The organism is Paenibacillus sp. HJGM_3, assembly GCF_045062745.1.
In the GTDB taxonomy this organism is placed as follows: domain Bacteria; phylum Bacillota; class Bacilli; order Paenibacillales; family NBRC-103111; genus Paenibacillus_AA.
In genome coordinates, this window is sequence record NZ_JBJGED010000007.1 from 262228 (window position 1) to 277081 (window position 14854).

The following is a 14854-nucleotide window of genomic DNA, read 5'->3' on the forward strand; positions in this document are numbered from 1 at the left end:
TGTGCGTTGGCCCCGGCTGATCTTTTCAACCACAATCCTATTTTAGCTTATTATACCGGTCCGCGGCATCCTGATAAATTTTCAACATTTCGTTCAAGCCCATGTCTTGGAGCTTCTTCACATAATCGTTCCATTCGGCGTCGATCCCACCCTGCATCATCCACTTGGCGTAATTCTTGTTGGCGAAGGCATCGATGTCCGTAAAGTAACGCAGCCGCTTCTCCGTCTCTTCGCCGCTGAAGTAGACGTTCGGGTAGATGTCTTTTACAAGGAACGGCTTATAGATTTTGTCCACGTTCGTCTTCTCGATGCTGGACGGCGATTGAATAATTTTAGCCCAAATATCCTTCGTCTTGGCGAAGACGGAAGTCGAAGCCGGAGCCGTCGAGTGGCGGAACTCGTTCGAGTTTGAGCCTTGCGGAGCCGGCAGATATTCGATCTTGCCGTCGGCGGTCTCTTTCAGGTTAGTACCGAACACGCCGTCGACCGCTTGCAGGCTGATCATCGGATCGTAGCTGTAGTCGATCCAGCGCATCGTGATCTCCGGCTGCTTGTTTTTGGACGTGATCGCGAAGGAGCCTTTACTGAGAATGCCGACCGGCAGACGGTTCCACGATTGGTCGCCCTTCGGTCCTTTGAGCGGAGGCACCGGGACGAAGTCGGTTTTATCCGGCTCGCCGAAAATCGTGCTGATCGACCAAGCGCTGAAGGCGCCTACATTTTTGTCCTCGCTGCGGACCTTGGCGTAATACACTTTCTCGTCGTGGGTGAAGCTCTCCTGATCGATCAGGCCGGCGGCGAACATTTTGTTGAAGTAGCTAATCGCTTCCTTGTATTCCGGCTGGACGGCGGAGTAGACCACCTTGTCGCCCTTCATGACGATATGGTCCTGCCGGTCCGTCAGGCCGAACGCCCCGAACATCGAATACAGCCCGGTATTCGGATGATTGCGGAAGGTGAACGGGATCTCGTCCTTCTTGCCGTTGCCGTTCATATCATTGTCCTTGAACGCCTTCAGCGCCGCATAAAATTCGTCCGTCGTTTTTGGAACCGGCAGATTCAGCTTATCGAGCCATTTTTTGTTGATGAACAGCGCGTCCCGGGAATCCGGATACCCTTCGTCGATCGTAGGCAGCGAGTAAATATGGCCGTCGGGGGCGGTCAGTTCTTTCTTATAGTCCGGGTTGCTGTTCAGAATCTTCTTGAAGTTGGGGGCGTATTGCTCGATCAAGCCCTCGAGCGGGATCAGCAAGCCTTGGGAGCCGTACTTGGCGACTTCTTCCGTGTCCAAAATGTAGTGGCCATAGAAGGCGTCCGGGAGCTCGCCGCTCGCGAAGATCAGGTTTTTCTTTTCCTTCCAGCTGTTGCCGGGGTGCATATCCCACTTAATCTGGACGTTCGTCTTGGCTTCGACTTCCTTGAAGAAGGGGAGCGTGTCAAAGTCCTTCGAAACCGCGCCTTTGAAGCCGGCGATGTTGAGCGTGACTTTGTCCTTGACGATCGGCAGGCCTGTGGCGTTCATGTTGGCCGGTGCTTTCGTCTGCTCCTTGGACGGACTGGCGCTCGGGCTTGCGCCATTATCGCTTCCCCCGCTGCAGGCGGTCATTGTTACAGTTAGCGCTATAGTTGCGGCGGTTAAGCTCGACTTTTTATATCTCATCGATCCATCTCCTCTTTAATATGGGTTCCGTTACCCTTTGATCGATCCGATCATAACGCCTTTGACAAAATACTTCTGCACGAACGGGTACAGGATGAGCACGGGCAAACTGGCGACCATGATAATGCCGTACTTCATCAATTCGCCGATGCGCTGCTGCTCGGACAAGTTGGCCAAATCGTCGATCATGTTGCCGGACACGTCGTTCGAGATCAGGATGTTGCGCAGGACGATCTGCAAGGGGTAGAGCTCATCGTCTTTCAAATAAATCAACGCTTGGAAGTAGGCGTTCCAGTGGCCGACGGCGCTGAAGAGCACCATAACCGCCACGATCGGCATGGACAGCGGCAGGACGATCCGCATGAAAAACCGTGTATTGGAGCAGCCGTCGATAACCGCCGCTTCCAGCAGCTCGGACGGGATCGTACTCTGAAAAAACGTGCGGGTGATAATGATGTTGAAGGCCGAGACGGCGTTCGGGATGACCATCGCCCAGATCGTGTTGAGCATGCCGAGCTGCTTCACGAGCAAGTAGGTAGGAATAAGTCCGCCGCCGAAGAACATCGTGAAGGTGATCAGGAACATGATCAAGCCCCGGCCGGGCAAGTCGCTCCGGGACAGGGCGTATCCGGCCGTCAAGGTCAGGACGACGTTGATCGCGGTGCCGAGTCCCGTGTAGAGCAGCGTGTTCCGGTAGCCGAGCCAGATCGAGTCGTCCGAGAAGATACGGCGGTAACCCTCCACCGTCGTGTCGCGCGGAATGAGCCACAGCTTGCCCGCGTTGACCAAGTCGGGATTGCTGAACGAAGCGATAATGATGAAGTAGAGCGGATAGAGCACCAGCAGCATCAGCACGGCCAGCAACGTGTAATTGACGAGGTCAAACCATCGGTCGGACGAGCTTCGTGCGGTAATCATAGGTTTAACCTCCCTTTACCATAGGCTGGATTGCTTCATTTGCTTGGCGGCTTGATTGACCGAGACGAGCAGGATGAAATTGATGACTGAGTTGAACAGCCCGATCGCGGCCGAATAGCTGAATTGGCCGTTTAGGAGCCCCGCCTTGTACACATACGTCTGAATGATCTCCGCCGAATCGATGTTCAGCACGTTTTGCATCAAGTACACCTTCTCGAACCCGACGGTCATCAGATGGCCGATGTTCAGGATGAGCAGGATGACGATCGTCGGCATAATCCCGGGCAAGTCCACGTGCCGGATCCGCTGCAGCTTGTTCGCGCCGTCCATGACGGCCGCTTCGTGCAGGTCGGGGCTGATCGACGAGAGGGCGGCGAGGTAGATGATTGTAGCCCAGCCCACGTTCTGCCAAATGCCGGAGAACACGAAGATCGTCTTGAACCATTCCGCTTCCGCCATGAAGAAGATTGGGGTTCCGCCGAACGCCTCGATCACGTGGTTGACTAGGCCGCTTCTGGGCGACAGGAACAAGTACAGCATGCCGACGATGACGACGGTCGAGATGAAGTGGGGCGCGTAAGTAACCGTTTGCACAAGCTTGCGGAATTTGCCGTTCCCGACCTGATTGAGCATTAGCGCGAGCAGGATCGGTGCGGGAAACGAGACGAGCAGCTCGTAAACGCTCAGCCCCACCGTGTTCCGGAGCACGGTCCAGAATTGATTCGAAGCGAAGAAACGTTCGAAATGGTCGAATCCGGTCCATGGACTGCCGAGTATGCCTTTCACGGCTATGAAGTTTTTGAACGCAATCTGTACGCCGTAGATCGGAATGTAGTGGAAGACGATGAAGTAGGCGAGCGTCGGCAGCAGGAACAAATACAGCTCGTAATTGCGCGCCATCCGCTTCCATACGGCGTTCGATCGAAGCTTGGAAGCCGGCTTGCGGGCCGTATCCGTCGTTTGCTTCGCATGGACGATGATGTGGTTCACCCCCTGAGTCTATGTGCGCCGCTGGTTCTCGGCTATTCCGAACATAACAGGAACCTGGCGGCATGCGATATAAGCGGATGATGCCTCGCGTGTGCAAAAGATGACGTGCCGACGGCTCGGGCGGTGCAATCGGTTATTTTTGTCCTGGCATATGCAGGGTCTGTTGCGAAAGTTGCGGTTGCTGCTGTTGTTGTTGCTGCTGTTGCTCCAGGAGCTTCCGGTATTCGCCGGGTGTCAGGCCGACTTCCTTCTTGAACTTCCGGATGAAGCTGGAGGCATCGTAGTAGCCAATCGATTGGACGATGTCCTTCACGGAAATGTCGTTCGATTCCAGCATCCGCTTCGCCTGCCCGATCCGGATTTCATGCAGATGGTCCGTCAAGGTGCGTCCCGTGCGTTCCTTGAAATAACGGCTTACGTAAGAGGGCGACATCGACAAATAATCGGCGAGATTTTGAACCGAGAATGTGGGCTCCTGATAATGATGGCCTATATAGACGAGCATCGTATCGAGCAGGCTGTCGGCTTGTTTCCGCTGATCCTGCCGCTGCATCAGCTCGAACCATTGGGAGGAGGCGTCGGCAAGCGTCTCGGACAGCTGCTCCACGGTTTCGAACTGCAGCAGGGAGACGACGTTCGGGAACAGCGACTCGCTTCTCCATCCGTCCGGGTCCATCTCCTGCAGCGTCCGCAGGAGCGTGTTGATGACGTCGTAGCAGAGGCAGCGGGCAACGACGAGCGTCGTGCCGCTGCGCTTGATGATGTCGGCGATGTGCCGGATGGCCTGGTTCACCTTCTCGATATTCCCGTACTGCACGAAATGCTTGAGCCGTTCCAGCTCATCGGCGAGCTGAGGCATTGTGGCGGCTGTAGCCGCCGAGGCGCCTGCGCCCATTACTTCTCCGAAGTAGATCGTCTGATTGTTCCCCCGGATCAGCTTGAAATCGACGGCCGTGGATGCTTCGATATACGATTTGCCGATTTGCGCCAGCTCCGTATACGGATTGCCAACGCCAATCGTGACCGTAGTTTGGCCGCGGTCGTGGAGCCGATGCCGGATGGCGTCGAGCCATTCGGCTAGAGTGGCCGGATCGCCGTCATAGGCGAAGACGACGATCCATTGCCTTTTTTCGACGCTTTCTTTGCCGTAGGCTTGCAGGTTGGAGAGGTCGGCTTGTTCCAGCTCGCGCAGCAGCTCTTGCAGTTCTTGATTCCAGGCGTTCCTAGCGGGCTCGTCCCCGAATCCGGAAGCATCGACCACCAGGACCCCGAAGTACGGGTACCGGAACGTAAGCCCGACCTCGCCGCCAGCCCCGTTGAAGTCCTCTGCTGTGTCGAATTGTCCCTTCAATAGATTGGACAACAAATGGTCGCGTACGGCGAACCGGTTCTGGCGCACCTTCTGGTCCAGCTCCGAGTTGTGCCGCGACATATGGTCGAGGACGGAGGAGATGACGTCCAGCTCGTTCATCCGTCGCTCGTCCGGCTGTCCCCAGCGGGATTCAGCTAACCTCACCAGGCGGCGGATCGGATTGTAGTTGAGCACCATACCTAAGAACACGGCGAGTCCGCCGACAATCAGGATGATGATGGAATAAGCGAGCCAGCGTCTTCCGACGGCGTTGATCGGCTGATGCACATCTTCCGCAGGCAGTAGCGTCATGTACGTCCAGCCGGTGAGCTCCGAGACGCTGCGCGAGACGAGCAATGGGGTCCGGTCGAGCTCGACCGTGTCGGTGCCGGAGTCCTTGGCCGTCAGAAAGGACTGCAGCACGTCCGCCCGATCGAGATACTTGTCGTTCGCAGAAGCGATCACGCGCTGCTGCTCGTCGAAGACAAGCGTATTGCCGTTCTTGAGCGTTTGGTCGTACTTGAGATAGCCGAGCAGCGAGCTTTCTTTGACAAGGAAGAGCACCGTTCCGTAAGGGTCCCGGCTGTTGACCGGGATCGGTACCATGTACGTGATGATGCGCTCCTGGTTCGCGTTCGCCATCCGGACATTCTCGGCCGGCCTCAGCACCGGCTTGTTGCCGGAGTTGATATCCGCCTGGAACTGCTCGGGGCTCCAATGCTCGAACTGATACACGTCCCGGATGAACAGCGGGATGTGGTACGTGCTCTCGGAGGAGATGAAATAGTCCCCGCCGCGAATATGCAGCAGCACTTCCTTCAGGAATTCGTTCGCCACCCGGTACCGGAGCAGCGGCTTGATCTGCATCGTATGGTAAAACCCTTGCTTCAGCGCATAGGGCGTCAAGTCGGGGTTGGCCGACACTTCCGCGGCGATCCGGTTCAGCTCGATAAGCCGCGTATCGATCGATTGCTGGATTTGTGCCAGGATGTCCTCGTTGTTCCGCGTCACCTCGTGTTCCATGATCGACACGATGTCTTTGTACCCGGAGATGCCGAGGAATAAAGAAGGGATGATCAGAATGAGCAAATACGAGCCGAGAAATTTATAGTAAAGTGACAGTTTTTTGAGCTTTCGCACAGGACGCGCCCCTTTCTGTCGCTTGGTCTGTTGTAAGCGATTTCTAAATTTTAGTCTATTATGGGGATTTGTCAATTGCCATGGGTCATTTCTGACCTGGATATGCGGATTTTATGGTATCTTAATGTTACTGTGGGAACTCCCACCGAACAACCTAGAACTTCCTGTGGTTCGACCCAACGAACATAAGGTACAATAGAGTTTACATCTGAGGGGAGCCGGTTAGCCATGCGAACAAGCAACGTACTTGACCTCTACCGGCACATGCGGATCCGCAACAAGCTGTCCGTGCTGATCGCCTTTATTATCGCGCTGTCGCTGGCGTTCACGATTCTGGTGCAGCAATATGCGTTCTCGATCTACGACGGCCAAATCTACGAAAAGTCGTCCAGGGTGCTCAATCTGTCATCGTCCGCGATCGAAACCGAGCTGAAGCGGCTTCAGCAGCTGTCGTACAATATCGCCACGGACGTGACGATCCAGGGGTGGCTGACGACACTCAAAGAAAGCGCTTCCGATTACGACCGGCTCATCAGCCGCCAGCACCTGGTCGACCGGTTGTTCAGCTACACCGGGTCGGAGAAATATTTGTTCTCGATCCAGCTGCTCGATGCCCGGGGCACGGAGCATGCCGGCGGGAACGTCATACGGATCGAGTCGGACAAAATGAACCGCATCCTGGACGCGACCACATCCGCGATGGGGGACAACCGCTGGATTTACCCGGACGCCGGAGATCCGGCGCTCATCGCCGCCCGGGAAATCCGCTCTTATTCCAATACGAACTTCGACCTCGCCCATCTGGGAACGCTGGTCATTCGGATCAACATCGATCAGATCGTCAAGGACCTGGCGTCCGAAGAAGGCGATCTTGTACTGACGTCCGGCGGCGAAGTGATCTATCCCAGGCAGCCGGACATGGACGTGAGCCGGATCTCGAGTCCGATCGATTCGGACCGGGGGTACGCCATTGAAGAAATCGGCGGCGAGGAATATTTTATCGCGCATATCCGATCCCGTAACACCGGCTGGACTTACTTGAACGTGACGCCGTTTCATCAAATTTTCAATTCCATCCTGTTTATCAAGCAGCTGGTCGTGTTCGTCTTCATCGGCATATTCGTACTCGTCATCCTGCTGGGCATCCGCTTCTCGCGCAGCCTGACAAGGCCGATCGACGATCTCATAGTGCGGATGAAGCTGGCAGAGAAAGGGAATTTCGAGGAAGCGAACGTCATGGCTGCACCGGACGTGCGGCTCGGGATGGACGAGATCGGGCTGTTGCATCGCACGTTCCGGTTCATGATCGATCGGATCAATTGGCTGATCAAGGAAAATTATTCGAACCGGCTGCTCCTCAAGGAAACGGAGTTCAAGGCGCTGCAAGCCCAGATCAACCCCCACTTCTTATACAATACGCTCGAATCGATTAATTGGATGGCGAAGGTGAACCGGCAGCCTGTCATTTCCGAGATGACGGAGGCGTTAGGCTTCCTGCTGCGCAACTCGGTCGACATGAAGGAGCCGATGATCACTATAGGGGAAGAGCTCGACATCGTCCGGAGCTATGTCACGATTCAGCAATACCGCTTCGAGGACCGGCTCGAATTCGAGTTGGACGTACCGCAGGCGCTGCTAGGGCGCCCGCTGCCGAAGCTGACCCTTCAGCCGCTGCTCGAGAATGCCATTCATTACGCGTTGGAGCCGACGATCGACCCGTGTCACATTACGATTCGGGGACGAGAGGAGAGCGACTTCCTGCTGCTCACTGTTGAGGACACGGGAGCAGGGATGGCGCCTGATACGCTCGAACGGCTGCGGAGCGGTCAATTGCAGACGAAGGGCAAAGGGATCGGGCTGCTCAACATCGACGAGCGGATCAAGCTCGCCTTCGGAGAGCAATACGGCATTCGGATCGAGAGCGAGCCGGGACAAGGAACCCGCATCACGATCGCGCTTCCGCGCGGAACGGAGGGATAGATCATGTACAAAGTGCTGCTCGTCGACGACGAACGCATTATCCTGGATGGCATTTCGCGAATGGTCGACTGGACGGCGCTCGACACGACGCTCATCGGCGCCGTGCGCAACGGCGTGGAGGCGTTCGAGTTTATACGGGAAACGAGGCCGGACATCGTCGTCAGCGATATCCGGATGCCGGGCATGGATGGGCTGGCGCTGGTGGAGGCCGTCCACGAGGTTGATCCACGCATCCGATTCGTCCTGCTTTCCGGGTTCGGGGAGTTCGATTACGCCAGCCGGGCGATGCAATACGGAGTAAGGCATTATTTGTTGAAGCCGACCAATGAAGAGAAGATCAGCCAAGCGCTCCGGGAACTTGTGGACGAGCTCCGTGAAGAAGGAAACCGCGAGACGTTCGTCCAGACGATGAGGCAGGAGCTGGACCGGGTCATGCCGCACGTTAAGGAGCAGTTCCTCAAAGAGTTTGTCACCAACAAAACGTACGGCACCCGCGATTGGAACTATTACCGCAGCTTGTTCCGGCTCGATTCCGACTACAGGGTCCGGCTGCTGCTGTTCCAACTGGAAGGCGAATTCGAGTTCGAGCATCTATTCGCCATCAAGAACATTGCCGAGGAGCTGCTGGACAAACCGCTGCTCAGCACGACGATCGGCGATCACGTGCTTATCGTGATGGAGGATCCTGGCGGCGATTCGGCGGAGCTGCTGTTCGAGCGGATTTATCGGATCCGTGAGACGTTCCAGACTTATTACAAAATGGACGCGACGATCGCGCTAAGCGAGCCCGACCATATCGTGACCGCCAGAAGCATGTACAAAGAAACGCTGCAATGCCTGAACTACCGATTCTACCTGGGCGAAGGCAGCCTGATCACGCGCAAAGATACGGCGGCGTCCCAATCGGCCCGACGCAACGAATTCGCCTTCGACGAGGAACGGCTCAGCATGCCGATCCGCTCGGGGCATCGCGAGGAAGCGGCGGCGGCCCTTACCGAATTTTTTGCCGGCCTGAAGGAAGCACAGTTGGACATCGACGTGACCAAATCCTACGTTATCCAGCAATATGTGTCCCTCATCCGGCTGTGCGAGCCCGAACTGATGGAGAGCTACTACCGCAAAATCCCGCTGATCGTGGATATGACCACCTTGCAGGCGATTCAATCGTTTCTGGAGGGCGTGGTGGGGGAGCTGGCGGAACGGTTTTATCGGCACAACACGGTCAAGCACGGCGCCATCGTGCGCAAGGTGATCGCGGTGATCGAGGAGCAGCTCGGCAATCCGGAGTTGTCCCTCAATTGGGTGGCGCACGAGATGCTCTATATGAACGCAGATTATTTGGGCAAATTGTTCAAGAAAGAAACCGGCGAGAAGTTCTCGAACTATGTGATGAAAGCCCGGATTCAGAAAGCGATGGAGCTGATCGCGCTGGGCGACGTGAAAATATTCGAGCTGGCGGAGAGGCTCGGCTTCGGCGACAACCCCCAATATTTCAGCCAAGTGTTCAAAAAGTATGCCGGCTGCACGCCGTCGGAGTATATGAAGTCGCCCGACACCTCTGCATTTTGAACAAACAGATCGGGTTTTTGGATTAACGCGACTCCCCTTCATCTGGATAATAGGAATTGTAAGCACTATTAATCGCTACAGAAGCAAAGATAATGGGGAGGAAAATGGGATGAAAAAAGCTATGACCTCGTTTCTCATGGCGGCGTTGCTGCTCAGCGCTTGCGGCAGCGGCGGGGGCACGACGGCAAGTACCGGAACAAGCTCGCCGGGCACGAGCTCGACGCCTGCGGCTAGTGCCAAGAAGGACCCGGTTACACTGCGCGTTGCCTGGTGGGGAGGCCAGTCTAGACACGATTACACGCTGAAGGTCATCGAGCTGTATATGAAGCAGAATCCGCATGTCAAAATCGAAACCGAGTACGCCTCCTTCGACGACTACTGGAAGAAGCTCGCGCCGCAGGCGGCGGCGAACGGGCTGCCGGACGTGTTCCAGATGGACATCTCCTACTTGACGCAGTACGGCGGCCGAGGGCAGCTGGAAGATCTGGAGCCGTATACGAAGAACGGTACGATCAACGTGAAGGATATCAGCGAGAACAACATCTCCGGCGGCAAGGTGGACGGGAAGCTAGTTGCGATGAATCTCGGCTCCAACGTGCTCGGTTCGACGATCGATCCACAGATGCTGAAGGACGCCGGCGTCACGCTCAAGAAAGAGTGGACGTTCGCCGACTTCGAGGACGCCGCCTCCAAGCTGAAGGCGAAGGGCAAGCTGATCGCGGCGGACCTGCGGCACGATGTGTACTTCCCGTACTATCTGCGCAGCCAAGGCCAGCATATGTATGCGGCTGACGGGACCTCCCTCGGCTATTCCGACGATAAACCGTTCATCGATTTCTACACGATGTACCAGAAATGGTACGATGCCGGTTATCTGCTGCCGCTCGACAAACTGGCGCAGAAGAAGGGCACGCCGGAGGACGACGAGATGGTGCTGGGCAATGCGGCCTCGTCCAACGGCTGGTCGAATCAATATATCTTGGCCGCCAATGCGGCGAAGCGTCCGCTCGACATCATGCCGGTACCGAACTGGACTCAGAATAAGGCGTTGTTCTTGAAGCCGAGCATGTATTTCTCGATCTCCAAGTCGTCCAAAGTGAAGGAAGAGGCGGCCAAATTCATCGACTTCTTCCTCAACGATATCGAAGCGAACAAAATTATCATGGGTGAGCGCGGAGTGCCGGTGTCATCCAAGGTGAAGGAAGCGCTCAAGCCGTCGCTTACGCCGGAGCAGGCCAAAGTGTTCGACTATGTCTCCTGGGCGGAGCAGAACAGCAGCCAGATGGACCCGCCGAACCCGGTCGGCGCTGTCGAAGTCGACAAGCTGCTGAAGGATACCGTCGAGCAGGTGCTGTACAAAAAGCTGTCCGTTCAGGATGGCGCCGCCAAATTCCGCAAAGAAGCGAACGCGATCTTGGCGAAGAACAAGAAGTAATTGAACGGTCCGGTAAAGCACCGTCGTACGGAATGGCTCATCATGAGCCGTTTCGTGTACGACGGTGCTTTGTTGTTGCGAGCGTAATGGAGACGGTGCGATTGGGAGCGGGTGACCGCTCACCGCGCTCACGGCGCTGACCGCGCCCACCGCCTACCGTGCCCACCGCGCCCACGCACGCCCGTGCCCGCGCCTTCTGCGCCACTCCGGTCCCTCTCGTCCCGCGCGCCCCTGTTGTTAAGAGAAGTTTACAAATAAGCATAGTCGCCTAACAATTTTCGGATCGGTATCGCCTATGCGAGTTGGATAGTAAACCTATCTTTGGTTAATAGCAAAGTGTGATTTACAATTAGCCAAACATACCCTTACAATCCGGCCGAAATAGCTAAAATGGCGCAAAAATAGTAAGGGTAAATCACTTATTTGTAAGCTGTAGTTTACACAGGTGAGTGAGTCTGAGTCCGTCCCAGCATATGGAGCACTGGCACCCCCCATAGTGACGAAACCGGCCTCAAGCCTGGGCGCAAGCGGCACGTTAAAGTCCCTCATGCATGGAGGCTTCCAATAGGTCGGAGGGGCCGAGAAGTCCATGATCCAGCGTCAGTTCAGCTTCGCGCTGGCCAGTGAACGCCGATTTGCTTCTACCACCACCGTTCACAATAGGTTGAACTAAGCTGTCACCCCCGCCCGCCAAAGGTCGGCTAATTAAACAAAAAGGACGGTTTTTTGCCTTCTGGCTACACCGGCGGTTTCTTATAATGAAAGCATCCAAACACAGGGGATGATCATTCATGAGACTGCGGGACAACAACCATGTGGTCGGGTACGTGTTCGCGGCGCCGTTCGTGCTGGGCTTTCTAATCTTCACGCTGTACCCGATTCTATCTTCGTTTTACTATTCGTTCACCGATTACAACCTGTTCGAATCGCCGAGATGGATCGGGCTCGACAACTACGACAAAATGTTCCTCGGCGACGACAAGTTCTGGAAGTCCGTCCGAGTGACGCTCACGTACGTGTTCGCCAGCGTCCCGTTCCGGCTCGCTTTCGCGCTCGCCGTCGCCTTGCTGCTGAACAAAGCCATCGCCGGCATCGGGCTCTACCGCTCCGCCTATTACATGCCGTCCCTGATCGGAGGCAGCGTCGCGGTCGCCATCATGTGGACGCAGGTGTTCGGCGACCAAGGCTTGCTCAACTCGGCGCTCGCCTTGGTCGGCATCCACAGCGACACTTCGTGGATCGGCAATCCGTCCACGGCGCTCTGGACGCTCATCGCGCTCTCAGTGTGGCAATTCGGCTCATCCATGCTCATCTTCCTCGCCGGCCTGAAGAACATCCCGATCTCGTATTACGAGGCGGCCAATGTGGACGGGGCAGGGGCCTTCCGCCGCTTCATCCGCATTACGCTGCCGCTGCTCAGCCCGATTATTTTGTTCAATCTGATCATGCAGACGATCTCGGCATTTATGACGTTCACGCCGGCCTACATCATCTCCCGGGGCGAGGGCGGGCCGCTCGACAACACGCTGCTCTACTCGCTCTACCTGTACCGGAGAGCGTTCCAGTTTTACGAGATGGGCTACGCCTCCGCCATGGCTTGGGTCATGCTGCTCATCGTCGGGCTGATCGCACTCGTCCTGTTCCAGACGTCCAAATACTGGGTGCATTACGAAGCAAAGGGGGAATGACACCATGAACGACACACTAAACGCCAACAAAATGGCGAATTCCGTCCCATCCGCGGTGCGAGCCGGCCATCGGCCAACAACCCGCCGCATCCAGTGGCGGCCCGCCGCCTACCATTTGCTCGTCGGAGGACTCGCCCTCATCATGCTGTATCCGATTCTATGGCTGGTCGCCAGCTCGCTTAAGCCGAATGACGAAATCTTCGCCAACGCCTACAGCTTGATCCCCAGCCGGTTCGCCTGGGAGAACTACAGGAGCGGTTGGGCGGGGTTCGCCGGCAACACGTTCGCGACGTTCTTCCGGAATTCGCTGTTCATCGTAACCGTATCGACGGTCGGGGCGGTAGCGAGCTCCGCGCTCGTAGCGTATGCGTTCGCCCGGATTCCATTCGCGGGGAAGAACTTCTGGTTCACGTGCCTGATGATGACGATGCTGCTGCCGCATGATGTGACGATTATTCCCCAGTACGTCTTGTTTTCCAAGCTCGGCTGGCTGTCATCGTTCAAGCCGGTCATCGTGCCGCAGTTCTTCTCGGTCCCGTTTTTCGTATTCCTCATCATGCAGTTCATCCGTACGATCCCGGGAGAGCTGGATGAAGCGGCGAAAATCGACGGCTGCAGCAAATACGGCATCTTCTTCCGCATCATCATGCCGCTCATCGCACCGGCGCTCATAACAGCGACGATCTTCTCCTTCTACTGGAGATGGGACGATTTCATCAATCCGCTGCTCTACCTGAACAAACCGGAGCTGTACCCGGTATCGCTCGCGCTCAAGCTGTTCCTCGACGGAGAGTCGCTGAACAACTGGGGCGGCATGTTCGCAATGGCCACACTCTCGCTCGTCCCGATTCTCCTCGTGTTCCTATTCTTCCAGCGGTATATCGTGGAGGGCATCAGCACGAGCGGATTGAAAGGGTAACCGTATACGACAACCGAAGGCGTCCCGCTGCACGAGGGGCGCCTTTTTATCTCAGTCTTTCACGGTTTTCACCCTTTTGCCGGGTTTGCACTTTCTTGATTCTACCACCATGCACATAAAAAACAGCGCTTTCAAAAATGTCCGATTGTTGGAAAACCGGAGCCGTTCCATAATCAAGGTGCATCGATCGAAACCGATTGAACGAGCCATAGAAACGGAGGGAAGAACCAGGTGTCCGTCACATCGAAATCCATGCCCACCCAGGTCGACGAGACCGTCCCGGTCCAAGCTGTCCGCCGGCCGACCGTGCTGAACCGGCTGCGCCGAGACAAGTGGATGTACCTCCTTTTGCTGCCGGGCGTGTTGTACTATCTCATTTTCAAATACGTGCCCATGTGGGGCGTCCTGCTCGCCTTCAAAAATTACCAGCCGTTCGCCGGCTTCTGGCGAAGCGAATGGGTCGGCTTCGAGCATTTCCGGCTGTTCTTCGACAATCCCGAGTTTTTCATGCTGCTGCGCAATACGCTCTTGCTGTCGCTTTACAATTTGCTGTTCTTTTTCCCGGTGCCCATCATCCTGGCGCTTCTGCTGAACGAGATCCGCATCTCCTTGTACAAACGCGCAATCCAGACGCTGATCTACGTCCCGCACTTCATCTCGATGGTCATCGTCGCGAGCTTGACGTACGTCTTCCTGACGACGCAGGGCGGGGTCGTGAACGCATATTTGCAGGAGTATACGGGGAGCAAAATCGACTTCCTCGCGAGCCCCGACTGGTTCCGCCCTATGATCGTGATGCAGACGATCTGGAAGGAGAGCGGGTGGGGGACGATCATTTTCTTGGCTGCACTCGCTTCCGTCGACGTGGAGCAATACGAAGCAGCCTTCATCGACGGAGCCAACAGGTGGAGACAAATGTGGCACATCACACTGCCGTCGATCCGCAGCACGATCATCATCCTGCTCATCTTGCGGATGGGCGACATACTGGATAACGGCTTCGAGCAAATTTACCTGATGCTCAATCCGCTCAATCGTCAGGTGGCGGAAGTGTTCGACACCTACGTGTACATGATGGGGATTACGCAAGGAGCGTTCAGCTACAGCACGGCGGTCGGCCTGTTCAAAGGCGTCGTCGGCGTCATCCTCATCTTCGGCGCGAACTGGCTGGCCAAACGTTTCGGCCAATCCGGGCTTTACTAGT

10 protein-coding genes are annotated in these 14854 nt (G+C 56.1%); 6 read left to right on the forward strand and 4 right to left on the reverse strand.

All coding sequences use genetic code 11. The annotated features are described in order from the left end of the window. Positions 1-37: 37 nt before the first annotated feature. The 4 genes from ACI5FR_RS10775 to ACI5FR_RS10790 all read right to left on the reverse strand — a co-directional run bounded on the left by ACI5FR_RS10775 (position 38) and on the right by ACI5FR_RS10790 (position 6059). The gene (locus tag ACI5FR_RS10775; RefSeq protein ID WP_405454245.1) at positions 38-1660 is read right to left on the reverse strand and encodes a type 2 periplasmic-binding domain-containing protein; all 1623 of its coding nucleotides are present in this window, start codon (positions 1658-1660) and stop codon (positions 38-40) included. 30 nt (positions 1661-1690) lie between these two features. Next, entirely contained in the window at positions 1691-2578 is an 888-nt protein-coding gene (locus ACI5FR_RS10780; protein ID WP_405454247.1) for a carbohydrate ABC transporter permease, read from the reverse strand. Between the two features lie 15 nt (positions 2579-2593). Next, positions 2594-3478 (reverse strand): ABC transporter permease, encoded by an 885-nt coding sequence (locus tag ACI5FR_RS10785; RefSeq protein ID WP_405454316.1) that lies wholly within the window; start codon positions 3476-3478, stop codon positions 2594-2596. 223 nt (positions 3479-3701) lie between these two features. Beyond that, a complete protein-coding gene (locus ACI5FR_RS10790; protein WP_405454249.1) occupies positions 3702-6059 on the reverse strand; it encodes a helix-turn-helix domain-containing protein in 2358 nt (785 codons plus the stop codon). Positions 6060-6287: 228 nt separating this feature from the next. On the opposite strand from ACI5FR_RS10790, the gene ACI5FR_RS10795 reads away from it, so the two are divergent. The 6 genes from ACI5FR_RS10795 to ACI5FR_RS10820 all read left to right on the forward strand — a co-directional run bounded on the left by ACI5FR_RS10795 (position 6288) and on the right by ACI5FR_RS10820 (position 14853). Beyond that, a complete protein-coding gene (locus ACI5FR_RS10795) occupies positions 6288-8039 on the forward strand; it encodes a sensor histidine kinase (RefSeq protein ID WP_405454251.1) in 1752 nt (583 codons plus the stop codon). 3 nt (positions 8040-8042) lie between these two features. Then, on the forward strand, positions 8043-9608 hold the full coding sequence (locus ACI5FR_RS10800; protein ID WP_405454253.1) for a response regulator transcription factor: 1566 nt from the start codon (positions 8043-8045) through the stop codon (positions 9606-9608). Between the two features lie 109 nt (positions 9609-9717). After that, the gene (locus tag ACI5FR_RS10805; protein WP_405454255.1) at positions 9718-11043 is read left to right on the forward strand and encodes an ABC transporter substrate-binding protein; all 1326 of its coding nucleotides are present in this window, start codon (positions 9718-9720) and stop codon (positions 11041-11043) included. A 791-nt stretch (positions 11044-11834) separates the two neighbouring features. Next, positions 11835-12731, forward strand: coding sequence for a carbohydrate ABC transporter permease (locus tag ACI5FR_RS10810; RefSeq protein ID WP_405454257.1), 897 nt, complete (start codon positions 11835-11837; stop codon positions 12729-12731). A gap of 31 nt (positions 12732-12762) precedes the next feature. Beyond that, complete coding sequence (locus ACI5FR_RS10815) at positions 12763-13650, forward strand: carbohydrate ABC transporter permease (RefSeq protein WP_405454318.1); 888 nt, start codon at positions 12763-12765, stop codon at positions 13648-13650. Between the two features lie 252 nt (positions 13651-13902). After that, positions 13903-14853 (forward strand): ABC transporter permease, encoded by a 951-nt coding sequence (locus tag ACI5FR_RS10820; RefSeq protein WP_405454320.1) that lies wholly within the window; start codon positions 13903-13905, stop codon positions 14851-14853. The last annotated feature ends 1 nt before the right edge of the window (position 14854 follow it).